Annotated in this window: 22 protein-coding genes and 1 pseudogene; 14 read left to right on the forward strand and 9 right to left on the reverse strand. The window is 71.7% G+C overall.

Going from position 1 to position 26,993, the window contains the following annotated elements; translation table 11 throughout:
- Positions 1-72: 72 nt before the first annotated feature.
- Positions 73-1,608: an ISL3 family transposase gene (locus tag ACFVX9_RS21820; RefSeq protein WP_387983071.1), complete on the reverse strand. Its 1,536-nt coding sequence runs from the start codon at positions 1,606-1,608 to the stop codon at positions 73-75.
- 283 nt (positions 1,609-1,891) lie between these two features.
- Between ACFVX9_RS21820 and ACFVX9_RS21825 the strand changes: the two are divergent.
- Positions 1,892-3,992, forward strand: a pseudogene (locus tag ACFVX9_RS21825) (thioredoxin domain-containing protein).
- Between the two features lie 39 nt (positions 3,993-4,031).
- Positions 4,032-4,907 carry a GNAT family N-acetyltransferase gene (locus tag ACFVX9_RS21830; RefSeq protein WP_380345612.1) on the forward strand — a complete coding sequence of 292 codons (876 nt, stop codon included), beginning with the start codon at positions 4,032-4,034 and terminating at the stop codon, positions 4,905-4,907.
- On the opposite strand, the gene ACFVX9_RS21835 is transcribed toward ACFVX9_RS21830, so the two are convergent.
- Positions 4,898-5,254, reverse strand: a complete 357-nt coding sequence (locus tag ACFVX9_RS21835; protein ID WP_380483556.1) for a hypothetical protein — start codon at positions 5,252-5,254, stop codon at positions 4,898-4,900. The two genes, ACFVX9_RS21830 and ACFVX9_RS21835, sit on opposite strands and share 10 nt — an antisense overlap.
- Before the next feature lie 67 nt (positions 5,255-5,321).
- On the opposite strand from ACFVX9_RS21835, the gene ACFVX9_RS21840 reads away from it, so the two are divergent.
- Both ACFVX9_RS21840 and ACFVX9_RS21845 read left to right on the forward strand, forming a co-directional pair.
- Positions 5,322-7,073 (forward strand): alpha/beta hydrolase, encoded by a 1,752-nt coding sequence (locus ACFVX9_RS21840; RefSeq protein WP_380377415.1) that lies wholly within the window; start codon positions 5,322-5,324, stop codon positions 7,071-7,073.
- Positions 7,070-7,690, forward strand: coding sequence for a hypothetical protein (locus ACFVX9_RS21845; RefSeq protein WP_380377417.1), 621 nt, complete (start codon positions 7,070-7,072; stop codon positions 7,688-7,690). The genes ACFVX9_RS21840 and ACFVX9_RS21845 overlap by 4 nt, the downstream gene beginning before the upstream one ends.
- Positions 7,691-7,702: 12 nt before the next feature.
- Here ACFVX9_RS21845 and ACFVX9_RS21850 read toward each other — a convergent pair whose 3' ends face one another.
- Positions 7,703-8,635 carry a hypothetical protein gene (locus ACFVX9_RS21850; protein WP_380377427.1) on the reverse strand — a complete coding sequence of 311 codons (933 nt, stop codon included), beginning with the start codon at positions 8,633-8,635 and terminating at the stop codon, positions 7,703-7,705.
- Positions 8,636-8,900: 265 nt separating this feature from the next.
- Here ACFVX9_RS21850 and ACFVX9_RS21855 point away from each other — a divergent pair, with 265 nt between their 5' ends.
- From ACFVX9_RS21855 to ACFVX9_RS21865, 3 genes are all read left to right on the forward strand, one after another.
- On the forward strand, positions 8,901-9,575 hold the full coding sequence (locus ACFVX9_RS21855) for a papain-like cysteine protease family protein (protein WP_380377419.1): 675 nt from the start codon (positions 8,901-8,903) through the stop codon (positions 9,573-9,575).
- An 8-nt stretch (positions 9,576-9,583) separates the two neighbouring features.
- A complete protein-coding gene (locus ACFVX9_RS21860; protein WP_387983073.1) occupies positions 9,584-10,432 on the forward strand; it encodes a hypothetical protein in 849 nt (282 codons plus the stop codon).
- Positions 10,433-10,803: 371 nt separating this feature from the next.
- Complete coding sequence (locus ACFVX9_RS21865; RefSeq protein ID WP_159398445.1) at positions 10,804-11,286, forward strand: hypothetical protein; 483 nt, start codon at positions 10,804-10,806, stop codon at positions 11,284-11,286.
- On the opposite strand, the gene ACFVX9_RS21870 is transcribed toward ACFVX9_RS21865, so the two are convergent.
- Entirely contained in the window at positions 11,257-11,961 is a 705-nt protein-coding gene (locus tag ACFVX9_RS21870) for a hemolysin III family protein (RefSeq protein WP_380345602.1), read from the reverse strand. The two genes, ACFVX9_RS21865 and ACFVX9_RS21870, sit on opposite strands and share 30 nt — an antisense overlap.
- 276 nt (positions 11,962-12,237) lie before the next feature.
- On the opposite strand from ACFVX9_RS21870, the gene ACFVX9_RS21875 reads away from it, so the two are divergent.
- The gene (locus ACFVX9_RS21875; protein ID WP_350879979.1) at positions 12,238-14,064 is read left to right on the forward strand and encodes a phosphoenolpyruvate carboxykinase (GTP); all 1,827 of its coding nucleotides are present in this window, start codon (positions 12,238-12,240) and stop codon (positions 14,062-14,064) included.
- A 203-nt stretch (positions 14,065-14,267) separates the two neighbouring features.
- Here ACFVX9_RS21875 and ACFVX9_RS21880 read toward each other — a convergent pair whose 3' ends face one another.
- A complete protein-coding gene (locus ACFVX9_RS21880; RefSeq protein ID WP_363372446.1) occupies positions 14,268-15,482 on the reverse strand; it encodes a pyridoxal phosphate-dependent aminotransferase in 1,215 nt (404 codons plus the stop codon).
- Positions 15,483-15,582: 100 nt separating this feature from the next.
- The gene (locus tag ACFVX9_RS21885; protein ID WP_387983075.1) at positions 15,583-16,290 is read right to left on the reverse strand and encodes a hypothetical protein; all 708 of its coding nucleotides are present in this window, start codon (positions 16,288-16,290) and stop codon (positions 15,583-15,585) included.
- A 99-nt stretch (positions 16,291-16,389) separates the two neighbouring features.
- Between ACFVX9_RS21885 and ACFVX9_RS21890 the strand changes: the two genes are divergently transcribed.
- A complete protein-coding gene (locus tag ACFVX9_RS21890) occupies positions 16,390-17,100 on the forward strand; it encodes a prepilin peptidase (RefSeq protein ID WP_387983115.1) in 711 nt (236 codons plus the stop codon).
- A gap of 140 nt (positions 17,101-17,240) precedes the next feature.
- On the opposite strand, the gene ACFVX9_RS21895 is transcribed toward ACFVX9_RS21890, so the two are convergent.
- The gene (locus ACFVX9_RS21895) at positions 17,241-18,836 is read right to left on the reverse strand and encodes a chitinase (RefSeq protein WP_387983078.1); all 1,596 of its coding nucleotides are present in this window, start codon (positions 18,834-18,836) and stop codon (positions 17,241-17,243) included.
- A 443-nt stretch (positions 18,837-19,279) separates the two neighbouring features.
- Between ACFVX9_RS21895 and ACFVX9_RS21900 the strand changes: the two genes are divergently transcribed.
- The 4 genes from ACFVX9_RS21900 (at position 19,280) to ACFVX9_RS21915 (ending at position 24,671) form a co-directional block, all read left to right on the forward strand.
- A complete protein-coding gene (locus ACFVX9_RS21900) occupies positions 19,280-20,074 on the forward strand; it encodes an isoprenyl transferase (RefSeq protein ID WP_208869076.1) in 795 nt (264 codons plus the stop codon).
- 206 nt (positions 20,075-20,280) lie between these two features.
- Positions 20,281-21,615, forward strand: coding sequence for a PhoH family protein (locus ACFVX9_RS21905; protein ID WP_063347994.1), 1,335 nt, complete (start codon positions 20,281-20,283; stop codon positions 21,613-21,615).
- A 433-nt stretch (positions 21,616-22,048) separates the two neighbouring features.
- On the forward strand, positions 22,049-22,807 hold the full coding sequence (locus tag ACFVX9_RS21910) for a transglycosylase SLT domain-containing protein (protein WP_208869075.1): 759 nt from the start codon (positions 22,049-22,051) through the stop codon (positions 22,805-22,807).
- 472 nt (positions 22,808-23,279) lie between these two features.
- The gene (locus tag ACFVX9_RS21915; RefSeq protein WP_363372455.1) at positions 23,280-24,671 is read left to right on the forward strand and encodes an AI-2E family transporter; all 1,392 of its coding nucleotides are present in this window, start codon (positions 23,280-23,282) and stop codon (positions 24,669-24,671) included.
- A gap of 74 nt (positions 24,672-24,745) precedes the next feature.
- Here ACFVX9_RS21915 and ACFVX9_RS21920 read toward each other — a convergent pair whose 3' ends face one another.
- Both ACFVX9_RS21920 and ACFVX9_RS21925 read right to left on the reverse strand, forming a co-directional pair.
- Positions 24,746-25,288, reverse strand: coding sequence for an alkyl hydroperoxide reductase (locus ACFVX9_RS21920; RefSeq protein WP_063347992.1), 543 nt, complete (start codon positions 25,286-25,288; stop codon positions 24,746-24,748).
- Positions 25,289-25,291: 3 nt separating this feature from the next.
- Positions 25,292-25,843: a peroxiredoxin gene (locus ACFVX9_RS21925; RefSeq protein WP_063347991.1), complete on the reverse strand. Its 552-nt coding sequence runs from the start codon at positions 25,841-25,843 to the stop codon at positions 25,292-25,294.
- Positions 25,844-26,035: 192 nt separating this feature from the next.
- On the opposite strand from ACFVX9_RS21925, the gene ACFVX9_RS21930 reads away from it, so the two are divergent.
- Positions 26,036-26,986 carry a LysR substrate-binding domain-containing protein gene (locus ACFVX9_RS21930; protein ID WP_063347990.1) on the forward strand — a complete coding sequence of 317 codons (951 nt, stop codon included), beginning with the start codon at positions 26,036-26,038 and terminating at the stop codon, positions 26,984-26,986.
- The last annotated feature ends 7 nt before the right edge of the window (positions 26,987-26,993 follow it).

Below are 26,993 nucleotides of genomic sequence, written 5' to 3' on the forward strand. Positions count from 1 at the left end.
GATTGGTGCTGGTCATCAGGGGTGGAACTCCTACTCGGGCCCTCTCAGGCTAACCCGACAAAGCGGGATGTCTCACCCAAGGCTGACAGAGAGGGGTAGGAGATCGAAGTTGGCTCGGCCGAACATCTGCCGCTTCAGCATTTTGATCTTGTTATTGTGGCCCTCGACCGCGCCGGAGCTGTAGGGCAGGGTCAGGCCGGCGACGACCGCATCGAGGTCCTGCAGGAGACCGTTGGCGAAGCTGCGAAGGGCCGGGACATGGTCCTGCTGGACGCGTGTGATCCAGTCCTTGAGCTCGCTTCCGCGGCGGTCGTTCATCAGCTCGGCGAAGGCCCTGACCTGCTCGGCGGTGGTGGCCAGCGCCGGGACTCGGGCGAGAAGCTCCTTGAGCTGCTCGGCCTCTTCGCTGCGGAGGCGTTCGGGGCGGCGGGTGATCCAGCTGGTCACGTCCCTGACGGAGGGCTTTCGGCGTGGCGGGTCCTGGTGCGGGAACGCTGCTCGAAGCCGGCGGACGTACTCGCGGACGATCTGTTCCTGCCCGGGGAATCCGCGCTGCCGGATCTCCTCGATCAGGCGCCGGGCGATCGTGTGACCCTCAGCGAAACGCTGGTCGATGTAGGGCTTGTAGGGGTCGAGGATGCTGGTGCGTCCCGTCCAGCGGCCGACGAGCAGTTCGTCGGGGTCCTTCGCGCGGGCCAGTCGGCGAACTGTGCCGCGAGCCAGGTCCAGTCTGCGGGCGATGACGCGCAGGCTGAACCCGTCCTCCATGAGTGCGTGGACGGCGGCGTGCTGTTCGCGGACCCGGTCGGACAGTCGGCCGGTCCGGCGGGGCTCGGAGCTGACGGGCGCCAAGGCGACAGCCGGGACCGACTCGGCCGCAGGGGCTGGTTCGGGCAGCAGGGCACGGTGCTGGAGCACGGTCTTCTCCACCGCGTCGGCGAGGTTCTGCCACAGGTGGAATCGGTCGGCGACGTGGATCGCGTCCGGGGCACCGAGCCGTACGGCTTCGGCATAGGAGGCCGATCGGTCGCGGCAGACGACTTTGACCCCCGGGTGGTCGGCCAGCCAGGACCGGACGGTTGCGACCGTGCGGTCGGGTAGCAGATCGACCGGGCGGCGGGTCTCGATGTCGACCAGGATCGTGGCGTAGACGTGGCCCTTGCGCAGGGCGAACTCGTCGATGCCCAGCACGCACGGCACCGAGTGCGCCGGATCGGGCAGGGCGCGTATCAGCCGCAGAAGCGTGGAGCGGCTCACCGGGACCGCGAAGGTCTCGGCCAGGCGGGAGCCGGCCCGGCCGGCCAGGGCCAGGGCGAGCTGCCGCAGCGCAGTCTGCAGGCCCTGGCTCCGCCGCCCATGGCGGAAGGTCAGCCCTGCCGCCTGCTCGACGAACGTGCCCCGGAGGCAAGCTCGTTCAGGGCAGCGGAACCGGCGGACCCGTAACTCGACGACCACCCGACGCCCGCCCGACGCGCTGTCGTCCACCCGCCGCAGGTAGCTGCTGTGTACCCGGGTCGAGACAGTTCCGCACGACGGACAGCCCGCCTCGTCGCCGGTCACGGTGGCGTGAACGGTCACGCGGTCGGCGCGGATGGTCAGGGAGTTCACCGCGACGTCAGTAGTCCGGTGAAGCCAGAGGTCTTGGAGGAGATCGTCAGCCACAACCGTTCATGATCGCGGTTTCGGTGACGCTCCGTCAGCCCAGCACGGAAAGTGACCCAGAACCTCATTTCACCCGTTGCCGACACGCCGTCCTCGTGAGCGGTGGGACACCAGTGGCGCAACCTGCGTCCTGTGCCCTGAAGGTGTGTCGACGGCTTTGGATGTTGGCGTCTCGGCGTGTTGGCAGAACGATCCGAGCGGTGGGCCAGGGGTCTGGGATACTGCTCCCATGGTGAATCGACTGGTGCACGCCCAGTCGCCGTATCTCCAGCAGCACGCCACCAATCCTGTGGACTGGTGGGAGTGGGGAGAGGAGGCGATGTCAGAAGCAGCAAGGCGGGACGTACCCATCCTCCTCTCGGTAGGGTACGCATCCTGCCATTGGTTACCGCTTCTGACGACAAATCAACTGGTGTCATGTGATGGCCCACGAGAGCTTCGAGGATGCCGGGGTCGCCGGGTACCTGAACGAGCGGTTCGTCGCCGTCAAGGTGGACCGGGAGGAGCGGCCCGACGTCGACGCCGTCTACATGGAGGCCGTGCAGGCCGCCACCGGGCAGGGCGGCTGGCCGATGACGGTGTTCCTCACGCCCGACAAGGAGCCGTTCTACTTCGGCACCTACTTCCCGCCCGAGCCCCGGCACGGGATGCCGTCCTTCCGGCAGGTGCTGGAAGGCGTCGACGCCGCCTGGCGGGGCCGGCGGCAGGAGGTCGCGGAGGTCGCCGGGCGGATCCGGGCCGACCTCGCCGAGCGTGCCGCCGTCTACTCGGCCGGTGCCCACCACCCGCCCGCCGGCGCCGATCTGCACCAGGCGCTGGTCGCCCTCAGTCGGGAGTTCGACGGCCGGCACGGCGGCTTCGGGGGCGCGCCCAAGTTCCCGCCGGCCATGGTCGTCGAGTTCCTGCTGCGCCACCACGCCCGCACCGGCTCCGAGGCGGCCCTGGAGATGGCCGTCCGCACCGGCGAGGCGATGGCCCGCGGCGGCATCCACGACCAACTCGGCGGCGGCTTCGCCCGGTACGCGGTCGACGCCGACTGGGTCGTGCCGCACTTCGAGAAGATGCTGTACGACAACGCCCTGCTGCTGCGCGCCTACCTGCACCTGTGGCGGGCCACCGGCTCCCCGCTGGCCCGCCGGACCGCGCTGACCACCGCCGACTTCCTGCTGCGCGAACTGCGCACCCCCGAAGGCGCGTTCGCGTCCGCGCTGGACGCCGACAGCCTCGACGAGGAGACCGGGAAGTCCACCGAAGGCGCCTACTACGTGTGGGAGCCAGGCCAGTTGGTCGACCTGCTCGGCCCCGCCGACGCGGCCACCGCCGCCCGGCTGTTCACCGTCACCGCCGGCGGCACCTTCGAACACGGCGCTTCCGTCCTCCAACTCCTCGTCGATCCCGAGGACTTCGCCGAGTACGAGACCATCCGCGCCCGGCTGTTCGAGGCCCGCACCCGGCGGCCCGCCCCCGCCCGCGACGACAAGGTCGTCGCCGCCTGGAACGGCCTCGCCATCGCCGCCCTCGCCGAGACCGGCGCCCTCCTGGAGCGCCCCGACCTCGTCGAGGCCGCCGAACGCGCCGCCGACCTGCTGCTCGCCGTCCACCTCACCCCCGACGGCCGGCTGCTGCGCACCTCCCGCGACGGCCGGGCCGGCACCAACGCGGGCGTCCTGGAGGATTACGCCGACACCGCCGAGGGCTTCCTGGCCCTGTACGCCGTCACCGGCGACGCCGCCTGGCTGCAACTGGTCGGCGGACTCCTCGACACCGTGCTCAAGCACTTCACCGACGAGGCCTCCGGCGCGCTCTACGACACCGCCGACGACGCCGAGGAACTCATCCGGCGCCCCCAGGACCCCACCGACAACGCCACCCCGTCCGGCTGGACCGCCGCCGCCGGCGCCCTGCTCACCTACGCCGCCTACACCGGCTCCGACCGGCACCGGACGGCCGCCGAACGGGCCCTCGGCATCGTCGGCGCGCTCGCGTCCCGGGCCCCCCGGTTCATCGGCTGGGGCCTCGCCGTCGCCGAGGCGCTGCTCGACGGGCCGCGTGAAGTCGCCGTCGTCGGCCCGGCCGACGACCCGGCCACCGCCGCACTGCGCCGGGCCGCGCTGCTCGGCACCGCGCCCGGGGCGGTCGTCGCGGTGGGCTCGCCGGCGGGCCCAGCGGATGGTTCAGTGGAGGACGGCGGTGCGGAGGTGCCGCTGCTGGCGGACCGGCCGCTGGTCGGCGGAGCGCCCGCCGCCTACGTCTGCCGGCACTTCGCCTGCGAAGCGCCGACCACCGACCCGGCAGTCCTCGGCGAGCGGCTGGGCGTCGTCGTCGAATAATCCGCTGGTGGGAGGGGCGCGGCCGGGCCAGAATGGGCCATGACCTGGACCTTGAGCAGCTCGTTCGACGACTTCCGGCGCCACGCGGAAGAGTTCCTCGCCGCCCGCCCGGCCGAGAGCACCGTCCTGCTCACGGTCGTCCACCGGCTGGCCGAACGCGGCCTGGACGTGTTCGGGCAGCGGCCACCGGTCTTCGGCTGGTGGCGCCCGGTGGACGGCGGCCCGGTCGAAGGAGCCTTCCTCCAGACGCCGCCGTTCAGCCCCCGGCTCTCCTGCACGCCGGCGGCGGCAGCCGAGCTGGCGGTCGAACTGGCCGCCGCCGGGAGCGAGTTCACCGAGGTGTCCGGCGTCGGCGGAGGCGCGGACGCGGTCCGGGCCTTCGCCGCGGCCTGGACCGCCGCCACCGGCGCCGACCAGTCCGTCCGCTTCAACGAACGGCTCTACCGGCTCGGCGAGTTGACCGACCCGCCCCGTCCGCCCGCCGGCCACCACCGACCCGCCACACCGGCCGACCGCGAACTGGCGATCCGCTGGTACGAGGAGTTCCTCGTCGAAGCCGGGGTCGACCTGCCCAACATCCCCCAGGCCGTCGACGACCGGATCGCCACCGGCGGCCTCCACCTGTGGGAGGACGGCCGCCGCCCCGTCGCCCTGGCCGGCAGCAGCCCGGTGATCGCCGGCATGTCCCGCATCGGCCCCGTCTACACCCCGACCGACCAGCGCGGACGCGGCTACGCCAGCGCCGTCACCGCCGCCGCCTCCGCACACGCCCTCGCCCAGGGGGCGGCCGAGGTCCTGCTCTACACCGACCTCGCCAACCCGACCAGCAACTCCATCTACCAGCAGATCGGCTACCGGCCGGTCGAGGACTGCCTGACCCTGGACTTCACGACGCAGGACGGAAGTCACGCGTAGTCGACCGGACGGCCGCCGACCACCTTCGTGTTGAAGGGGTCGGCGGCCGAAGTCGCGACGGGTGCCGGCAGATGGTCCGCGTTCACATACGTCTGCGCGCAGGTCAGCAGATTGCCGCCGGCCGACCTCATGTCACCGGCCAGGCCGTCCAACAGCGCCTTCCAGGCCGCACCGCACCCCTGCAACGCCGCCCCGCTCTGCCAACCCGCCAGACTCCCGGCCGCCTTGGCGCTCGGCTCGGCCAACTTCGCGGTCTCGTCGGGCACTTTCCCGGCGACGGTCAGCGCGCTGTTCCCGGCCGCGGTCAACTCGCCCGGTTTGACGGTGAATCCTGGGTCGCTCGGCACGATGTCCCCCCGGACGTCCGATGTCGGTCGTGGGCTATGGTAGCGGCGAGTACTGGGGGGTGCACTCATGGTTGACACGGATCGGCAAGCGGGGGAGAACCGCCTCGATCTCGCGAGCCTGAAGAACGCCAAGCCGGAGGACCTGCACACGGCGGCGGACGCCTACGACGCGCTGCACAAGGCGTACACGCAGCACACCGCCGACTGGAAGAGCGGTACCGCCGACCGGGTCCACGGATCCGGCTGGACCGGCCCGGCGGCCGACGCCGCCTTCCGCTCACTGGACGGCACCACCAGCCAACTGCACGCCGCCGAAACCGAACTGGCCGCCATCGGCCAGACCCTACGGGACCACGCGGACCTCTTCGGGCTCGCCCAGTCGAAACTCCGGCAGGCCCTCGTCGACGCCACCGCCAAGGGACTGGCGGTCAGCGACACCGGGACGGTGAGCTGGCCCCCGGCGACCGGCCCCGTGGACGCCACCTGGGAGACGAAACAGAAGACGGCGGCCGAGGACGTCGCCAAGCGGATCAATGCCGCCATCACGGAGGCGAGTGCGGCCGACCAGACCCTGGCGGGGCTGCTCAAGGGCTTCACCCAGCACGCCACCAGCAAGTCGGGGCTGACCCTCGCCGTCGCCGAGGCCGACCAGAAGGCCGCGAACAGCCCGGGCTCCCCCTACCTCAGGGACATGCCCGCCGTGGGGGCGCCCCCGACGGAGGTCAACAACTGGTGGAACGGCCTCGACCCGGCGGGCCGGCAGTGGTACATCGACCACCACCCGGAGAACATCGGAAACCTGGACGGGGTCCCGGTGGAGGTGCGAGACCGGGTCAACCAGACGTACCTGGACAAGCGGATGAGGGAACTCGAAGGCAGGAACCGGACGAAGGAAGAAGAGGCGGAATACCAGAAGCTCAAGCCCATCCAAGAGCGCCTCGCCCAGGATTCCCAGGCGAAGGACGGTCGGCCACCCACCTACCTGATCGGCGTCGGAGCGGAAGGCCAAGGCCGCGCGATCCTGTCCTTCGGAAACCCCGACACCGCCACCGACATCTCCTCCTACGTGCCCGGGATCACGACCACCCCCGATTCGCTCGGCGCGGCGAAGCCAGGCACGACGCCCGGCACCAACGAGTCGGAAAACGCGTTGAACGTCTGGCGAGAGGCCAACAAGAAGATCAAGCCCGGTGGATCGGCGGCCTCCATCATCTGGCTCGGCTACGACCCGCCGGACATCGACATCAAAGCGGCCACGCCCGAGCGGGCGGTCAAGGGTGCACCCGATTACGCGAGGTTCGTCACCGGGCTCCGGGCGACCAATACGAGCGGCCAGGGCCCGCACATCACCTCGATGGGGCACAGTTACGGCTCGCTCCTCGTCGGGCAGGCCACGAAGATGGCCGCCCACCAGGGGAACTACACGCTGCCGGACGACGTGGTGATCATCGGCAGTCCCGGTGTCGGCGTGACACACGCCTCGGACCTGGGGATGCCCGCCGGACATGTGTGGGCGGGAGCGGCCGGCAACGACCCGGTCACCCAAATCCCCTCGGCGAACGCCGCGACGGTGCCCTGGCCCTTCGGCGGCTTGGTCGGTGCCGACCCGCACGACCTCTGGTACGGGAGAGACCCCGCGAGCGAGTCCTTCGGGGCCAAGCGCTTCACCGTCGACGGTTGGAGCAAGTCGTGGAGCTGGGAGGACTTCGGGATGCACACCAAGTACCTGGCCCCGGAGACCGGCGGCCCCTCGCTGGGCAACATCGCCTCGATCGTGACGGGCAAGGCCGACGACGTTCACCTGACGGAGGGCCGATGACGACCCGCTGGAAGGTGATCGGCTCGATCGTGCTGTCGTTCGTCGTCACGGTGGCCCTCGGTGCGGTGCTGTTCGCCAACGGGTACGGGCCATTGGCGTTGGCCGATCGATCGGGCCGGGTGGGGACAGGCGAGGGGAAGGGCCGGATCGACCATGCCCTGCGCGCCACCATGGATGGAGTTTCGCCTTCATTCACCTATGCGGGGGCAGAGTTCGAGGTGCGGAGGGAGGACGATCTCTGGGACGGCGAGCGGAGTATGGGTTCGGCCGTCACCGAGATCGTCACCGTGCGGACCGCGGTCTCGCGGGCAAAACTGCCGACCTTGATGGATCAGGTGACCCAAGCCTGGAAGGCACTTGGGAGCCGGGTGGTCGATCGGTCGGACCCCGCCGATGAGACTCAGGCCCTGCGGGGTATGGGAGACGTGGGTGGGGAGACGTTCCTGACGTTCTACGCGAGGGCCCAGCAAGACTCGAGCTACCTGGTGACGTTCAGGGCAGAGGCCATCGGGGTGCTGTACCAGACCGCCCATGAGTACAAGCCCGTGCCCCCGCTCGTCCGAACATCGCTCGACGCCAAGGTCGATGTGGTCGACGACCCGTACTGGTCGCACTGACGCCGCCCCCCGTCACTCCCAGTCCCACCTGATTCCCAGCAGGCACGGTCGCAGTGCCGTTGCGACCAGGTGGACGCAGTGGTGGCCGTCCAGGGTCAGTTCCTCCGTCTCGTAGGGGGCTTCGCCCGGGGAGTGGAGGGCGAAGCGGTGGCAGCGGACGGGGAGGGCGGCGGGGTGGAAGGTGATCTGGAGGACGTACTGGCCGGCGCCGGAGTTGAAGCCGCGGACGTATTCGCAGCTGGGGTCGGGGGAGGGGGTGTCGTCGAAGCCGTAGCCGAGGAGGTGGGTGTCGCCGGCGCGTAGGCGGCGGTCGAGGAGGAGTTCGGCGACGAGCAGGTGGTGGGTCTGGTCGCGGCGGATGCGGCCGGGGCGGCAGTTCTCTTCGGCGCGGACGCCGACGCGGGTGATGTCGCTGCCGGGGTCGCCCTGGTAGAGGGCGAGGTAGCGGTCGATGCCGTCGCGGTGGGCGCGGAGGGCGTGTTGGGAGTCGCGGCGGGCGAGTTGGCGGTCGGGGCCGAGGCGGATGCGTTCGATGTGGGTGATGGTGTGCAGGCCGGTGTCGCGGGGGCCGGCGATGGTGGCGAGCAGGTCGTCGACGGCGGTGGCGGGGGAGATGAGGTCGCGGTAGGGGCGTACGGGTGGGCCGGCGGGGGTGGTGTCGGCGGCGCGGCGGGGGCCGAGCAGGCGGGTGAGGGAGTGTTCGGGGAGGTCGAGGACGTCTTCGAGGGCGGCGACGGCGCGGAGGGATTCGGGGCGTTCGGGGCGGCGGCGGCCTTGTTGCCAGTAGCTGAGGCTGGTGAGGCCGACGTGGACGCCGCGCAGGGCGAGGTGGCGTCGGATGCGGTGGAGGGCGAGGCCGCGGGTGGCGATGGCGGTGCGCAGGGCGAGGTGGAAGGGGCCGGTTCGGAGGGCGGCGGTGAGGTCGGCCTGGTCGGTGCGGTGGATGACGGCCTCCTGGGGGACGGGTGCGGGCAGACCGTGTTTGACCGTGAATATTCACATCAGGGCGGCGGTTTGTCACCGGCCCTGGTGTGCCACGCGGGGGTTTTCGGGGTGGCGTTCACACCTGTGACCGGTCGTTCACACCTGAACTGTGGTGGTCCTTAGGGTCGTTGACCGGCCTCCGAGGGTGGCGGGATGCTCATGGCGCGATCCGGACCGCGCCCCCACACAGCACCTCGCTCCGCTTGTGCAAGGAGGCATTTCCCCCATGCCAGTTCCACGGATACGGCTGCGCCGCGCGGTCTCGCTGCTCGCCCTCGGCGTGCTGGGCCCGGCGCTGACCGCGGTGGCGGCCGCTCCGGCGCTCGCCGCCCCCGCCCAAGGCCTCGCTCCCGTCCAGGACCGCGCCCCGGCGCAGGTTCGCCAGGCTGCCGCGCCCGGCAGCACGGCCGATCTGGCCGGCACGTTCAAGAAACTCAACATCACCATGCAGCAGCAACAGCAGACCAACTGGTGCTGGGCGGCGAGCGGGAACACCATCGCCACCTGGTTCGGCTACAACTACAGCCAGAACCAGTTCTGCAACGCCGCGTTCGGCCGTTCGGCCAACTCCAGCTGCCCCAACAGCCAGGCCTCGCTGGCCGATGTGCAGAACGGGCTGGACTGGGCCGGCATCAACCCGGGTTCGTACGTCACCGGCTACCTGCGCTACAGCACCGTGCAGTCCGAGGTGGACGCGAACCGGCCGATCGAGACCCGGATCCAGTGGAGTTCCGGCGGCGGGCACATGCACGTCGTCTACGGCTACGACACCAGCAGCAACTGGGTGTACTGGGGCGACCCGTGGCCGTCCAACTACCGCTACAACTGGGCGGACTACAACTACTACGTGAACAACAACACGTTCTCGTGGACCCACTCCCTGTACCGGATCGGCGCGTGAGGGTGACCATGACTGACCTCGGAAAGGCCCGTCGGGCCGCCGTCACCGCCCTGCTCGCCGCCGGCCTCGGGCTGGCGCTGGCCCCGGCCGCGCACGCGGACGGGCCGGCCGGCGCCCCGGTGCCGGTGCCCGCCGCGGACCTGGCGAACGCTCGTGGCGTGGTCCAGGACCAGGCCGTCCTCGACAAGGTGGGCCACTTCTTCGCCCGCAAGGGCGTCCCGCCGACCCAGCAGCTGACCATCGGTGCGGCGCAGGAGGCGCAGGCGGCGAGCGCGGCCGCGCCGCGGCTGGCCGGCGACACCGTGCCGGTGTACACCCTGGACGCGGGTTTCGTGGCCGGCGCCCCGGGTGCGCCGGTGGCGAAGGCCGAGTTCACCGCGAGCAAGGTGGTCGCGGCGGACGGGCAGACGGCCTCGGTGTGGACGATCCGGCAGGGCGACTCCTGGCGGGTGGTCAACATCGCCTCCGGTGGTGACGAGAGCGACTACGCGGCGAAGGCGGCCGGCGGCGGTGGCGGTACGGCGTTCCGCGAGCCGCAGGTGAACGCCTGGTACGTGCTGCGCGACGGCCGGGTGCTGCCGCTGGACGACGAGGCCCGGCGCTCGGTGGGCGCGGGCGGGGTGTCGCTGGCCGCGTACCAGAAGCTGGTGCACGAGCGGTACGGGGACAAGCTGCCCGGCTCGGCGTACGACCGGGAGGGCAAGGGCGGCGGCTACCAGCTGGCGGCCGACCGGGAGCGGGCGGCGGGCGGCGGTTCGGCGCTGCCGGCCGTGACGGCGGCCGCGGCCCTGGGCGTCACCGCGCTCGTGGGCGCGGGTGCGGCCGTGCGGCGCAGGGCGGGTGTCCGACGGGGGTAGGGCCTCTCGGGTACGACATGCACGACATGCACGACGTGTGCGACGTGTGTGACGTGCACGACACGTACGCCATGCGAGACATGCGGCGGGGTCCGGCTGATACAGCCGGGCCCCGCCGTGCTGCGTGCGGCCCCGGCGCGTCAACCTGTAGCCGAGCGGGCGCGCTGCGTGGTGTGTCCTGGAAGTAATGCTTCCGCACAAGGAATTGACGCAACGTTGATCTGTCGTTCGCCGCCCGGGGGCAGCTCCGGGTGACGGACGGTAGATACCATGTGGCAATCGGTCAGTGCTGACTGACGCGTGCCGAGAGCGGAGAAGGGGTGGGGCGGCCGGAGCCGACCACGAGCCCGGCGCCGGGAAAGGGGAGTCGAATGGCCGGCAGGGAGTCGAGCGCCCAGGTGTGGGGTGCGGCGGTGGTGGTGGCGTCCGCGCTCGCCGTGGTCGCGGCCTATCTGATCAACGGGGCGATGCTGGTCCTGGTCGTCGCCGGGGTCGAGGTGCTGCTGCTCATGGTCTACGTGGGTCGCCGTTGGCGGGCGCTCCACCGGCCGGCCGCCCCGCGGGGGCACCGGCCGTCGGCCGTCACCCCGGACGCCGCGCACTGCGAGCGCTGCCGCCGGGCCCGCGAGGCGCTGGACGCCCGGCAGGCGCGCGGCCGCACCGCCGGGCCGGCGGTGGAGCCGTGGCCGGAGGCCGGCGCGGCGGACCACCCGCCGTACTCGCGCCGCCCGCAGGGCCGGGCGCCGTACGAGCGCCCCTGGACAGCGGAACGGGCGGTCGCCCGGTCCGTGGACCGCGCGGCCGCCCGCCGTGGCGCGCCGGGTTCAGCCGGCCGCGCTGTACGCCACCAGTGAGACCCCGACGTACTGCACGATGAACGCGCCCAGGGTGAAGGCGTGGAACACCTCGTGGAAGCCGAACCAGCGCGGTGACGGATTGGGCCGCTTGAGCCCGTACACCACGCCGCCGATGCTGTAGAGCACTCCGCCGACGATCATCAGCACCAGGACGGCGACGCCGCCGGCGTGCAGGAAGTCCGGCAGGAAGAAGGCGGCGGCCCAGCCGAGCGCGATGTACACCGGCGTGTACAGCCAGCGCGGCGCGCCGACCCAGAACACCCGGAACGCTATTCCGGCCAGCGCGCCGCCCCAGGCCACCCAGAGCAGCACCTGCTGGTCGGCGCCCTTGAGCAGCAGGATCGTGAACGGCGTGTAGGTGCCCGCGATGATCAGGAAGATGTTCGCGTGGTCCAGCCGCCGCAGCACGGCGTCCCCGCGCGGGCCCCAGTCGAAGCGGTGGTAGACCGCGCTGACCCCGAACAGCAGCCAGGCGCTGATCGAGTAGATCGCGCAGGCGATCTTGGCGGGGGTGGAGTCGGCCAGGCAGATCAGCACGATCCCGGCGGCGACGGTGGCGGGGAACATCCCGGCGTGCAGCCAGCCGCGCCACTTCGGCTTGCGTCCCGAGGCCTCGTTCTCCGCGCCCTCGTTCTCCGTGCTCTCGACGAGCTCAGCAGTCATGCGCAGCATGCTACCCGCTACCTACGGGGCCGTAGGTTACTGACGCGTAGGAAAGTGGCGATCATCACTCTTGGACGTTTTGGAGTATTCGAGGCGCCCGCGAAGGTGTCCGGGCCGGGATGTGGGCGACCTATTACTGGCCGGTAATCGTACTTACTGTAGTAAAAGATGAGTCAATTTCGACGCTGTGCCTCAGTTTGGCGTCGAAGCCGGAGCTACGCTGCAAGCACCCTCAGACCCCCGCTACGCCACCTCCTCGCCGAGATGGTGTGAAACGGAGCGATCGTGTCGTACGAGATCTCTGCTCTCAGCGCCTCCGCGCCCACCCGCCACCAGCGCCTGCTCGCGTGGGTGAACGAGATCGCCGAGCTCACCCAGCCGGACCGCGTCGAGTGGTGCGACGGCTCCGACGAGGAGTACCAGCGCCTCGCGGACCTGCTGGTGGCTCAGGGCACCTTCAAGAAGCTCAACGAGGAAAAGCGCCCCAACTCCTACTACGCCGCCTCGGACCCGACGGACGTGGCGCGCGTGGAGGACCGCACCTACATCTGCTCCGAGCAGGAGAAGGACGCCGGTCCGACCAACAACTGGAAGGCCCCGGCCGAGATGCGGGAGGTCTTCCAGGGCGAGAAGGGACTGTTCCGCGGCGCGATGAAGGGCCGCACGATGTACGTCGTGCCCTTCTCGATGGGCCCGGTCGGTTCCCCGCTGGCCGCGTACGGCGTCGAGATCACCGACTCCGCCTACGTCGCCGTGTCGATGCGCGTGATGACCCGCATGGGCAAGGCGGTGCTGGACCAGCTCGGCGAGGACGGCGACTTCGTCAAGGCCGTGCACACCGTCGGCGCCCCGCTGGCCGAGGGCCAGGCGGACGTGCCGTGGCCGTGCAACAGCACCAAGTACATCTCGCACTTCCCGGAGACCCGGGAGATCTGGTCCTTCGGCTCCGGCTACGGCGGCAACGCGCTGCTCGGCAAGAAGTGCTACGCGCTGCGCATCGCCTCGACCATGGCCCGTGACGAGGGCTGGCTGGCCGAGCACATGCTGATCCTGAAGCTCACCCCGCCGTCCGGCGAGGTCAAGTACGTCGCCGCCGCCTTCCCGTCGGCCTGCGGCAAGACCAACCTGGCGATGCTCCAGCCGACCGTCCCGGGCTGGAAGGTCGAGACGATCGGCGACGACATCGCCTGGATGCGCTTCGGCGCCGACGGCCAGCTCTACGCGATCAACCCCGAGGCCGGTTTCTTCGGCGTCGCCCCCGGCACCGGCGTGGACACCAACGCCAACGCCATCGACACCCTGTGGGGCAACACGGTCTTCACCAACGTCGCGCTGACCGACGACGGCGACGTGTGGTGGGAGGGCCTGACCGAGGAGCCCCCGGCGCACCTCACCGACTGGCGCGGCAACGACTGGACCCCCGAGTCCGGCACCCCGGCCGCCCACCCGAACGCCCGCTTCGCCGTCCCGGCCGCGCAGTGCCCGACCATCGCCCCCGAGTGGGAGGACCAGTCGGGCGTGCCGATCTCGGCGATCCTGTTCGGCGGCCGCCGCGCCACCGCCGTTCCGCTGGTGACCGAGTCCTTCACCTGGCAGCACGGCGTCTTCCTCGGCGCCAACATCGCGTCCGAGAAGACCGCCGCCGCCGAGGGCACCGTCGGCGAGCTGCGCCGCGACCCGTTCGCGATGCTGCCGTTCTGCGGCTACAACATGGGCGACTACTTCGCCCACTGGCTGAAGGTCGGCGCCCAGGCGGACGCCGCGAAGCTGCCGAAGATCTACTACGTCAACTGGTTCCGCAAGAACGCCGAGGGCGCGTTCGTCTGGCCGGGCTACGGCGAGAACAGCCGCGTCCTCAAGTGGATCGTCGAGCGCCTGGAGGGCACCGGCGAGGGCGTCGAGACCCCGATCGGCGTGCTGCCGACCGTCGACGGCTTCGACCTCGGCGACCTGAAGCTGTCCAAGGAGGACCTCGACCTGCTCTTCACCGTGGACGCCGACATCTGGCGCCAGGAGGCCGCGCTGGTGCCGGCCCACCTGGAGCTGTTCGGCGACCACACCCCGAAGGAGCTGTGGGACGAGTACCGGAGCCTCGTCGCGCGTCTCGGCTGAGCCTGAGCCTCAGCAGAGCGAGAGGCGGTCGCGCGGCACGAACCGCGCGCCCGCCGAGTGACAGGACGGCCGGAGTTCCCCCGGACGGTCTTTCCCCGACCAAGGAGACCGCCCGGGCCGGGACTCCGGCCGTAGTGCTTTTCCCCGCGCGCCGGGCGCGGGGGTCGCGGCTGCGGTTGCGGCTGCGTGCAGCTGTTCCGGCGTTACGGCTGGGTGTAGCCGCTCAGGAAGTCGCCGATCCGGGTCACCGCGTCGGTGATCTCCTCCGCCCGGGGCAGCGTGACCAGCCGGAAGTGGTCCGGCTCGGGCCAGTTGAAGCCGGTGCCCTGGACCAGCAGGATGCGCTGGGAGCGCAGCAGGTCCAGCACCATCTGGGCGTCGTCCTTGATCTTGTAGACCTTCGGGTCCAGCCGCGGGAACGCGTACAGCGCGCCCTTGGGCTTGACGCAGCTGACCCCCGGGATCTCGTTGAGCAGCCGGTACGCCGCGTCGCGCGAGGCGAGCAGCCGCCCGCCGGGCAGCACCAGGTCGCGGATCGACTGCCGCCCGCCGAGCGCGGCGGCCACCGCGTGCTGGGCGGGCATGTTGGCGCACAGCCGCATCGAGGCCAGCACGGCCAGGCCCTCGATGTAGCTGTGGGCCCGCTGCCGGTCGCCGGAGAGCACCATCCAGCCGGAGCGGAAGCCCGCGACCCGGTACGCCTTGGACAGGCCGTTGAAGGTGACGCAGAAGAGGTCGGGTGCCAGGGTGGCCAGCGGGATGTGCTCGGCGTCGTCGTAGAGGATCTTGTCGTAGATCTCGTCCGCGTAGACCACCAGCCGGTGCCGGCGGGCGATCTCGACGATGCCCTCCAGCACCTCGCGCGGGTAGACCGCGCCGGTCGGGTTGTTCGGGTTGATCACCACGATGGCCCGGGTCCGGTCGGTGACCTTGGCCTCGATGTCGGCGAGGTCCGGGTACCACTCGGCCTGCTCGTCGCAGCGGTAGTGCACCGCGGTGCCGCCGGCCAGCGAGACCGAGGCCGTCCACAGCGGGTAGTCGGGCGCCGGGACGAGCACCTCGTCGCCGTCGTCCAGCAGGGCGGTCATGGCCAGCTGGATCAGCTCGGAGACGCCGTTGCCGAGGAAGACGTCCTCGACGCTCAGCCCGTGCAGGCCGCGGTCCTCGTAGTGCATGACCACGGCGCGGCGGGCGGCGAGCAGGCCCTTGGAGTCGCCGTACCCGTGCGCGGTCGAGAGGTTGCGCAGGATGTCCTGGAGGATCTCCGGCGGCGCCTCGAAGCCGAAGACGGCGGGGTTGCCGGTGTTGAGCTTGAGGATGCGGTGGCCCTGTTCCTCCAGCCGCATCGCCTCGTCGAGTACCGGGCCGCGGATGTCGTAGCAGACATTGGCGAGCTTGCTGGACTGGATGACCTGCATGCCTGCCTACTTTAGGGGCACCTCCGGGCACTCCGGTGCGCGTCCCGGGACGCGCACCGGACCGCCCGTAGCGGCCTCCTTGGATCGGCAGGCGGGGGTGTCAGCCGACCTTCCAAACCAGGGGCGCGGTGTCCAGGATGTTCCCGTACGTGAGGAAGCTGGGCGGGGCCTCGTTCGGGACGAGATAGACGGCACACAGCTTGACGGACTGCCCGTCCGCGAGCGTGACCAGCGACCGGGTGTCGCACTGCGGGATCGCCTTCTGCAGGGTCGCGGCCGGCAGCGCGCCCGCCGAGTGGTCCTTGGGCTTCACCCAGACCCGCATCATGTAGGCGTCCTCGGCCAGCGGGGCGCCGGTGCGGTTGGTGAAGGAGACGGTGACGTAGTACGGCGTCTTGCCGCTGGTGGTCGTCGACGGGAGGTTGAACGGGGCGATCTCCGCGGCGGTGCCCTTGACGATCGAGACCGCGGCGGCGTCCACCACCGAGCTCTTGCCGACGTAGCGACCGGCGCTGCCGAGCGGCAGCGGGCGGTCGTAGCTGACCTGGGTGACGTTGTTGCCGCCGGCGGTGACGGACGGCTGCGGTCCGGCCGGGGTGGTCGGGGCCGCCGGGGCGCTCGGGGTGGTGGGGGCCGCGGCGCCGGTCGGGGCGCCGGGAGCCGTGGCGGCGCCGGTGGGCGGCGCGGCCGGGGCGCTCGGGGCGGCCGCCGGGTCGGCGTTGTCCGGCCCGCAGGCCGACAGCGCCAGGACGAGCGCCGCCGCCGGCAGGCCGGCCGCGATTCTCCGGATGGACTGGGTCTTCGTCATGGTCGTTCCCCCGTTGGATGATGTGGTCGGTGCGCCCAGCCCGGTCCCCGGGTGCCGCACGGACGTGCGGGCGTTGATCGAAAAGGGGGTGCGCCGGTGATGGTAGCCGCAGTCGGTGCGGTGCTGGCCGGATTTCTGGTGGCTCCGCTGCTGCGCGGGCTGGTCGCCCGGTTCGCCGTGCCGGAGGGCGAACCCTGGTGCGGTGCCTGCCCGTTGTGCGGGCACGAGGTGCGGCTGCTGCCGCCCACCGGGCGCTGTCCGGGCTGCCGGGAGCGGTTGGGCGCGGGGGCCTGGTCGGTGGAGCTGGTGGCGGCCGTGGTCGCCGCCGGGCTGGCGTACGCGGCGGACGGGCCGTCGGCCGCGGCGCTGGGCTGGGCGGCCGGGCTCGGCGTGGTGCTCGGCTTCGTCGACGCCAGGGTGCGCCGGCTGCCGTACCGGCTGACCCTGCCGCTGGCCGGCGGGGTGGCCGCCCTGCTGTCGGTGGCGGCGCTGGTGGCGGGGCGCCCGGGGGTGCTGCTGCGCTGCCTGCTGGTGGCCCTCGCGGTCGGGGCGCTGCTCGAACTGGCGGTCTGGATCGGCGCGTTGGGCCCGGGTGACTCCCCGCTGGGGTTCGCGCTGGGCGGGCTGCTCGGCTGGTACGGCTGGCCGGTGGCGGTCGGCGGGCTGTTCGCCGCGGTGGTGCTCGCCGGGCTCTGGGCGATCCTGCGGGCCGCCGTCGCGCTGGCCCGTCGGCGCCCGGTGCGCGGGCTCGACCTCCCGGTCGGACCGTTCCTGCTGCTCGGCGCGCTGCTGGCGGTGCTGGCCCGGTAGCGTCCGGGCCCGGTGGCGCCCGGACCGGCCCGGACGCGGGAGGGCCCGCCGTACCGGGTCGGGTACGGCGGGCCCCGCCGCCGGCGCGCGGGCCCCACCCTCAAGGAGCGGCGCGCCGGTGGGGGATTGGCGGTGGGGGGTTACGGCATCTTGTGGACGAACGGGCCGACCGCGTTGGAGAACGCGTTGCCGTTGTTGGCGTCCCAGTTGGTGGACCAGGTCATCGCGCCGCGGATGGTCGGCCACTTGGCCGGCGGGACGAAGCTGCCGCAGTTGTTGCCGGTGGCCAGGCAGTCCAGCGCGTTGTTCACCACGGTCGGCGAGACGTAGCCGCCGCCGGCCGCCTTGGCGGAGGCGGGGACGCCGATGCCGACCTGGTCGGGCCGCAGGCCGCCCTGGATGTGGGTGCAGACCTGCGAGGTGATGAAGTCGATGGTGCCCTGGTTGTAGACCTTGCCGTCGCAGCCGTTCATGCCGCCCGAGTTGTAGAACTGGGTGTTGACGACGGTGAGGATGTCCTTGGTGTTCAGCGCCAGCTGGAAGTAGGCGCCGGCGGTGCTGTACATCCCGATCGTCTCGGGCGCCATGGTCAGGATGAAGCCGGGGCCGACCTTGGCCTGGAGGGTGTGCAGCGCGTTGCCGAGCGGGCCGGCCTGGACGCCGTTCTCCAGGTCGACGTCGATGCCGTCGAAGCCGTAGTCCTTGATGATCGCGTAGGCGCTGTTGGCGAAGTTGTTGCCGGCGGTGGCGTCGCCGACGGTGATCGCGCCGTTCTGGCCGCCGATGGAGAGGACGACCTTCTTGCCGGCCGCCTGCTTGGCCTTGATGTCGGCGCGGAACTGCGCGTCGCTGTAGCCGCCGAGGGCCTTGGACAGGCCGGGGTCGAGGGTGAAGCTGATCGCGCCGGTCTGGGTGGGCACGGAGTCGGCGAAGGACACCGCGATGATGTCGTAGGCGCTCTGCACGTCGCCGAGGCGCTGCGGGGTCGAGCCGTTGTCGAAGTTCTGCCAGTAGCCGGTGACGGCGTGCGCGGGCAGGCCGGTGGCGGGCGGGGTGGTGGAGGTCGCGGTGGCCGTGGGGGTCGGCGTCGCGGTCTGGGTGGGCGTCGCGGTCGGGGTGGCGGTGGCCGTCGGCGTGCCGGTCGCGGTGGGCGTGGCGGTCGGCGACGGGGTGGCGGTGGCGGTCGGGCTCGGGGTGGACGGGCCGCCGGGGCCGATCAGGCTCACGTCGTCGGCGAGGTAGGCGCTCTGGCCGTACCAGCCGTGCAGGTAGACCGTGACGCTGGTGGCGTTCGCGCCGGTGGTGAAGGTGGAGGACAGCTGGTTCCAGCTGTTCTGGTTCGACCAGCTGGACGGGTCGGTGCCGCCGGTGCCGCGCGCGCCGAGGTAGACGTACGGGCCCTGGACCCAGGCGCTCAGCGTGTAGCTGGTGTTGGGCAGCACGCTGATGGTCTGGGTGCACTCGGCGGTGTCGCCGGCGCCCGGGGTGGCCTGCAGCGCGCCGGTGCCGGAGTGGACCGGGGAGGAGACGGTGGTCGCCGCGCCGGCGCAGTTCCAGCCGCCCAGCCCGCTGTCGAAGCCGCCGTTGGTGACCAGGTTGCCGACGGCCGCGCTGGCGCCGCCGGCGAAGAGGGCCAGGCCGCTGCCGGCCAGGGCGAGGGCGGTGGCGCCGGCCGCGACGGCCGGGAGGGGGCTGCGCCGGCGCTTGTGCGCGGGCTGGTTCAGCGTACGGGCCATGGGGTGACGCTCCTGGGGAGGGAGCGGCCGCCGCGGTGGGGGGCGCGGCGGCCGCGTGTGGGGGAGGGGAGGTCCGTCGTGGTGCGTGGGGTCGTCGTACGTGGGGGTGGGCGACCGCGGTGGTGCATGGTGGTGCACGGTGGTGCGTGGGGGTGGGGCGGGACCGTGGGGTTCGTTCCGCCTTGGATCAAAAGCTGGACTAGACCATTGCCGGTCGTCAAGCATTGGACAGTCGGCTTACGGATTCTTTAAGGATTCGGAGACCGTTCCGTGTCCGCCGTCGGAACCGCCGGGGAAGGCCCGCGACACGCCTGCCGGGACGGACTCCGTACAGGACCGTGACCAGACCGCTACCTGCGGCTTTACCGTGTGCCTGCCCGCCGGAGTAGGCTGCGCCGGGGCGTTGACGCACCAGCTGAACGAGCACGGAGGGGCCGGGAATCATGGGTCTGCGCGATGTCGCCGAACGGACGCCGGGTCTGCGTACCCTGCTGGGCGGGATGTACGGGCTCTACGGCCGCCGGGTCGAGGTCCACCTCGCCCGCACCCCGCACCACATCGGCGTGATCCTGGACGGCAACCGCCGCTGGGCGAAGGCCGCCGGGGGCACCACCGTGTACGGCCACCAGCGCGGCGCCGACAAGATCAGCGAGTTCCTCGGCTGGTGCGACGAGACCCACGTCAAGGTCGTCACCCTCTGGATGCTCTCCACCGACAACCTCGACCGCCCCGCCGACGAGCTCGTCCCGCTGCTGGGCATCATCGAGGACGCCGTCACCGGGCTGGCCGCCGCCCGCCGCTGGAAGGTCCACCCGGTCGGCGCGCTGGACCTGCTCCCGCAGCACACCGCCGACGTGCTCAAGCGGGCCGCGGAGGAGACCGCCGACATCGACGGCATCACGGTCAACGTCGCGGTCGGCTACGGGGGCCGGCACGAGATCGCCGACGCCGTCCGCTCGCTGCTCCAGGAGCACGCCGGGCGCGGCACCTCGATCGAGGAACTGGCCGAGATCCTCGACGTCGAGCACATCGCCGAGCACCTCTACACCCGCAACCAGCCCGACCCGGACCTGATCATCCGCACCTCGGGCGAGCAGCGCCTGTCCGGTTTCCTGCTCTGGCAGAGCGCGCACAGCGAGTTCTACTTCTGCGAGGCGTACTGGCCGGCCTTCCGCAAGGTCGACTTCCTGCGGGCGCTGCGGGCGTTCGAGCAGCGCAACCGGCGACTGGGCCTCTGAACGGGTGAAGTGACCGCCGTAGGGCTGGCCTACCCGGAGCCCTGGTGAGGCCAAACGTTCACCGGCAATGATCCGTCAGTTCGCCGGGGGCGCGAATGCACCGCCCCTCGCCTGGGAATACTCCAGGCAGTCCGGTCCCGAGGCCACCGGGGCAGCGGGGGCCGGCTTGCCGCGGATGACGCAGGGTCATCCGCTCTGGAGGCCTAGTGGTCAGTTCCAAGAGCCGCCGGACGCCAGACCGGCGCACGTACGTTCTCGACACCAGCGTGCTCCTGGCGGACCCGCTCGCCATGACCCGCTTCGAGGAGCACGAGGTCGTCCTGCCGGTGGTGGTCGTCACCGAGCTGGAGGCCAAGCGGCACCACCCGGAGCTGGGCTACTTCGCCCGCCAGGCGCTGCGACTGCTCGACGACTACCGCATCCGCCACGGCCGGCTCGACGAGCCGATCCCGGTCGGCGAGCTCGGCGGCACCATCAGGGTCGAGCTCAACCACTCCGACCTGTCGATACTGCCGGCCGGCTACCGGGTCGGCGGCGGCGAGGCGGACTCGCGGATCCTCGCGGTCGCCCGCAACCTCCAGGCCGAGGGGTACGACGTCACGGTCGTCTCCAAGGACCTGCCGCTGCGGATCAAGGCCAGCTCGGTGGGCCTGCTCGCCGAGGAGTACCGGGCCGAGCTCGCCATCACCTCCGGCTGGACGGGGATGTCCGAGCTGCACGTCCCGGCGGAGCAGGTGGACGCGCTGTTCGCGGCCGGCCACGACGCCGCGGTGGACGTCGAGGGGGCGGACGAGCTGCCGGTGCACACCGGTCTGGTGCTCACCTCGGAGCGCGGCCGGGCGCTCGGCCGGGTGACCGGCGACGGCCGGGTCCGGCTGGTGCGCGGCGAGCGCGAGGCGTTCGGGCTGCGCGGGCGCAGCGCCGAGCAGCGGGTGGCGCTGGACCTGCTGCTCGATCCGGACGTCGGCATCGTCTCGATGGGCGGCCGGGCGGGCACCGGCAAGTCCGCGCTGGCGCTGTGCGCGGGGCTGGAGGCGGTGCTGGAGCGGGGGCAGCACCGCAAGGTGATGGTCTTCCGGCCGCTGTACGCGGTCGGCGGGCAGGAGCTCGGCTACCTGCCGGGCTCAGAGACGGAGAAGATGAGCCCCTGGGCGCAGGCGGTCTTCGACACCCTCTCCGCCGTCACCACTCCGGACGTGATCGAGGAGGTGATCTCCCGCGGGATGCTGGAGGTGCTGCCGCTGACCCACATCCGGGGTCGTTCGCTGCACGACGCCTTCGTGATCGTGGACGAGGCCCAGTCGCTGGAGCGGAACGTCCTGCTGACGGTGCTGTCCCGGATCGGCCAGGGTTCGCGGGTGGTGCTCACCCACGACGTGGCGCAGCGCGACAACCTCCGGGTGGGCCGGTACGACGGCGTGGTGGCGGTGGTGGAGAAGCTGAAGGGGCATCCGCTCTTCGCGCACATCACGCTCACCCGCTCGGAGCGTTCGCCGATCGCGGCGCTGGTCACGGAGATGCTGGAGGACATCCACCCGTGATCCGTCCCTGAACAGGACATAGTCGGACAATACGGTCAACTCTTGATGTGGGGCCCGCTCCTGACGGGGCGGGCCCTCATCCCTTTCATCACATCGAGTGCTTTCCGTCCGAAGAACTCCCGTGCGGTGAATGTGACGTGCGCCACGCGAACGGGAATTGCGTCGACAGCGTCCGGTGCGGCATGGTGAGGGTTCTGTCAGGCCCCGCGTACGGCGTGGCAGGGCTTCCGGACTCCATGAGCCCGGCCCCGGATGGTCCACCAACTCCGGTCGGTGGACGCACAATTGAAGACCGATGAGCCGTACGCCGCCCGATTCCAACGCCCGGTCGCCTCACCTCGGCCGGACGCCGGGCCAGCACCTCCCGTGACCAGAGCACCTGCGGAGGTCAGTGCCAAGGGGCATGTTGCGCCCGCACGGTCACGCGTGGGCGATGCTGGAAGGAATCCATGTGACTCGGATCTCGGTCCGGGGAGTCGCTGTGGCCTCCGCCACCGCCGTCACCGCTGTCGGTGCCGTCGTGGGTGTGGCCTCGGGCAGCGAGGGCAAGACGACGCAGACGGTCGACGTCGCGGGCGCGACCCTGCTTGCCGAAGTCCCCTCTGGCGCCCAGGCGCAGACCATCAGTGACAACATCGGCCAGCAGGCATCCGCCCAGCAGGCCTCCGCCGACGCCGCGGCCAAGGCCGCCGCCGAGCAGAAGGCCGCCGAGGAGGCCGCGCGCCAGAAGGCCGCCGCGGACGCCCAGGCGAAGGCCGACGCCCAGGCCAAGGCCGACGCGGACAAGGCTGCCAAGGCCGCCGAGGACAAGCGCAAGGCCGACGAGGCCGCTGCCAACCGTTCCAAGGCGCGTTCGGCGATGGCCGCCACCGACAACAGCGCCCCGCCGGTCTCGACCAGCCCCGGATCCGTCCAGGACATCGCCCGGCAGGTCGTCGGTGACGACACCCAGTTCCAGTGCTTCAGCCAGATCGTGAAGCGCGAGAGCGGCTGGGACTACACCGCGACCAACCGGAGCTCCGGCGCGTACGGCCTGGTCCAGGCGCTGCCCGGCACCAAGATGGCCTCGGCCGGTGCCGACTGGCGCACCAACCCGGCCACCCAGATCAAGTGGGGCCTGGGCTACATGAACAGCCGCTACGGCAGCCCCTGTGGCGCCTGGTCGTTCTGGCAGTCCCACAACTGGTACTAGGAGCAGCCACCGCCCGGCGGTGGACTCCCGTACGGCCCCCGGCCGCTCGTCTCGCCCGACGAGCGACCGGGGGCCTTCGCGTTCCCGCCCACCGGGAGCCGGGTCGGGCCGCGCCGCCCGGGCTGCGCTGACCAGTGCGCCTGCGGGCGGTGCGGGCCCGGTGCGGACGCGGGGCGCGGGAAGGGGTCCTGGTTGCTTCCCGCGCCGGCCGGTCCGCCGACAGTTGGTCCGTGGCCCGAGGCCTCGCTCTCCCCTGGGGGCCTCGTCCCGACTCCTCCCCAGCGATCTCGGTCCGAAACCATCTGAAACCTGGCGTTTTGCCCCGGTTTGATGGCGAGGTTGTTCGAGCCGAACCCGGCGGGGACCGGACTGGCCGGGCCGCCGCCGGGTAGCGTCATCCCTGACGGCCGTGGCGGGACCCACGGCGTACCGCCGGGCACGGCGGCTCAGCAGGGGAGCGGTGGTAGCGAGGATGGCGCGGGGCGGAAAGGCCTTCAAGGCCGTGGCCAAGGGCATGGCCGTGGTGGCGAGCGCGGCCGCCGTGATCGAACGGCGCCGGCGCGCCGCGATGGCGGCCGATCCGCACGAGCTCGCCGTCCCCGCACTGGCCGAGGCGCCCGATCCGGTGCCGGCCCCGCGGGTCGAACCCGCCGCGGTGCCGGCCGCCGCCCCGGCGGCCCCCTCGCCGGTGGCACCGCCCGGCCTGGCGCGGGAGTACCACCCCGGCCGGCCCGCCACCCCGGCCGAGGCCGTGCCCTGGGGGCTGCGGGTGGCCGCCGAGTCGACCTGGCGGCTGCTGCTGCTCGGCGGCGCGCTCTACGTCGTCTTCTACATCGTCGACATGCTGCGGCTGGTCGCCTTCGCGGTGCTGGCCTCGCTGCTGATCTCCGCGCTGCTGGAGCCGACGGTCTCCTGGCTGCGCCGGCACGGGGTGCCGCGCTCGCTGGCGGCGGGCGGGGTGTTCCTGAGCGGTCTGGCCGGAATCGGGCTGGTCGGCTGGTTCGTGGTCTGGCAGGTGTCCACCAACCTGTCGACGGTCACCAGCAAGGTGAAGGACGGCGTGGACCAGCTGCGGGACTGGCTGAGCACCGGGCCGCTGCACCTGACCCAGCAGCAGATCAACGACTACGCCGACCAGATCGGCAAGGCGATCACCACCAACACCGACCAGATCACCTCGGCCAGCCTGACCGGCGCGCAGATCGCCGTCGAGGTGCTGACCGCCGTGGCGCTGGCCTTCTTCACCACCTTCTTCTTCCTCTACGACGGCGCGCGGATCTGGAACTGGGCGCTGCGCGGACTGCCCCGGCACTCCCGCTTCGCCATGGCCGGCGCCGGCCCGAAGGCCTGGGCGACGCTCACCGCGTACGTGCGCGGCACCGTCTGCGTGGCCTTCATCGACGCGGTCTGCATCGGCATCGGCATCGACCTGCTGGGCGTGCCGATGGCGATGCCGCTGGCCGTGATCATCTTCCTGGGCGCCTTCGTCCCGCTGGTCGGCGCACTCGTCACCGGCACGGTCGCGATGCTGATCGCCCTGGTCACCGAGGGGCCGTGGACGGCGCTGATGGTGCTGATCGTGCTGGTCGCGGTGATGCAGATAGAGAGCCACATCCTGCAGCCGCTGATCCTCGGCCGGGCCGTCCGGGTGCACCCGCTGGGCGTCGTCCTCGGCGTCGCGGCCGGCGGCATCATCGGCGGCATCGGCGGTGCGGTGGTGGCCGTCCCGCTGATCGCCGTCACCAACACCGTGATCACCCACCTGCGCCGCCGCAACGAGGCCGGCCAGGCCGTCTTCACCGCCATGGAGGCCGCCCGCGAGGCCGCGGGCCGCACCTCCGCCGCCCCGGCGGCGGACGGCTGAGGCCGAAGCGCAACGCCGACGGGCCCTCCCGGACGTGGTGTCCGGGAGGGCCCGTCGGCGTTGTGCGGGGTCCGTCAGGCGCCGGCGGCGGCGAGGGCGGCCTCGGAGTCGAGGACGCCCGCCACGGCCTGGAGGACGGCGGCGATCTTCATCGAGGCCTGGACGACCTCGCGCTCGACACCGGCCTTGCGCAGCACGGCCTCGTGCGAGTCGAGGCACTGGCCGCAGCCGTTGATGGCCGAGACGGCGAAGCACCAGAGCTCGAAGTCGACCTTCTCGACGCCCGGGGTGCCGATGATGTTCATCCGCAGACCGGCCCGCATCGTGCTGTACTCCTTGTCGGAGAGCAGGTGCAGCGTCCGGTAGTAGACGTTGTTCATCCCCATGATCGCGGCCGCGCCCTTGGCGGCGGTGTACGCCTCCGGGGAGAGGTTGGCCTTGGCCTCGGGCTCCAGCTCACGCAGCACGGCGGCGCTGCGGGTGGCCATCGCGCAGGACAGCACGGTGCCCCAGAGCTGCTGGGCGGGGAGGTCGGAGTTGCCGATGACCGAGCCCAGGTTGAGCTTGAGGTCCTTGGCGTAGTCCGGGAGGGCGGCCTTCAGGTCGTCGAGGGCCATGGGTCAGCCCGCCAGCAGGGCCTGGGCGTCGAGGGTGTCCTCGCCCTTGGTCCAGTTGCACGGGCACAGCTCGTCGGTCTGCAGGGCGTCCAGCACCCGCAGGACCTCCTTGGGGTTACGGCCGACGGAGCCGGCGGTCACCATGACGAACTGGATCTCGTTGTTCGGGTCGACGATGAACACCGCGCGCTGGGCGGTGCCGTCGGCGCCCTCGACGCCGCAGGCGCGCATCAGGTCGTGCTTGACGTCGGCCAGCATCGGGAAGGGCAGGTCGCGCAGGTCCTTGTGGTCCTTGCGCCAGGCGTGGTGCACGAACTCGGAGTCGCCGGAGACGCCGAGGATCTGGGCGTCGCGGTCCGCGAACTCGTCGTTCAGCTTGCCGAACGCGGCGATCTCGGTCGGGCAGACGAAGGTGAAGTCCATCGGCCAGAAGAAGACGATCTTCCACTTGCCCTCGTAGGACTTGTGGTTGATCTCGGCGAAGGCGTTCGCGGCGTCCAGGTCGACGCAGGCGTTGAGTTCGAACTCGGGGAACTTGTCACCGATCGTGAGCACGTTCGCTTCTCCTGAAGTGAGACTGAGGGGAGTTTTGTCCGGATTCCGGACACGTCCTACGGTTCCACATCGTGGACTGATCAGGGAAATAGCTACACTTGATGTGTCTGATCGGAGATGGCTATCAGTACCGAACCGCCCACGTCGCGGCCCCGCCCCCGCAGGGGCGCCGCCGCCAAACCCGAGGCCGCTGTGGCGAGCGCCACAGTCCGCAGCCCCCGGGCGCCGACCGTCGCCCAGCTCAAGGCCTTCCTCGCGGTCGCCGAGCACCGGCACTTCCGGGAGGCCGCCGCCGCCACCGGGACCAGCCAGCCGGCCCTGTCCGGGGCGGTCGCGGCACTGGAGGAGTCGCTGGGCGCGCAGCTGGTCGAGCGTACGACGCGCAGGGTGATTATCACCCCCCTGGGTGAGCGCGTGCGCGAGCACGCGCGCCGGGTGCTCGCCTCGCTGCAAGCCCTCACCGAGGAGGTCGAGGCCGCCCGCCGCCCGTTCACCGGGCCGCTGCACCTCGGCGTCATCCCGACCGTCGCGCCCTACCTGCTGCCCACCGTGCTGCGGCTGGTCCGCGACCGCTTCCCGGAGCTGGAACTGCACGTCCACGAGGAGCGCACCCCCGCGCTGCTGGAGGGGCTGGCCGCCGGTCGGCTGGACGTCCTGCTGCTCGCGCTCCCGGCCGGCGGCACCTCGCCGACCCGCGACATCCCGCTGTTCGACGAGGACTTCGTCCTGGTCACCCCGCCCGACCACCCGCTCGCCGGGCGGATCGACGTCCCGCGCGACGTGCTGCTCGACCTGGACGTGCTGCTGCTGGAGGAGGGCCACTGCCTGCGCGACCAGGCCCTCGACATCTGCCGTGAGGTCGGCGCCGATCCCGGGGGCTCCACCACCCGCGCGGCCGGCCTGTCCACCCTGGTCCAGCTGGTCGCCGGCGGCCTCGGGGTGACGCTGCTGCCCGCCACCGCGCTGGACGTCGAGGCCGGCCGCACCGACCGGCTGGCCGCCGTCCGCTTCGCCGCCCCGACCCCCGGCCGCCGGATCGGGCTGGCCACCCGCCCGGGCTCGGCCCGCAGCGCCGAGTACGAGCGCTTCGCGGCCGCGCTGCGCGAGGTGCTGGCCGAACTCCCGGTCCGGATCGCCTCCTAGCGGCCTG

It is taken from the genome of Kitasatospora sp. NPDC058243 (assembly GCF_042882025.1).
In the GTDB taxonomy this organism is placed as follows: domain Bacteria; phylum Actinomycetota; class Actinomycetes; order Streptomycetales; family Streptomycetaceae; genus Kitasatospora.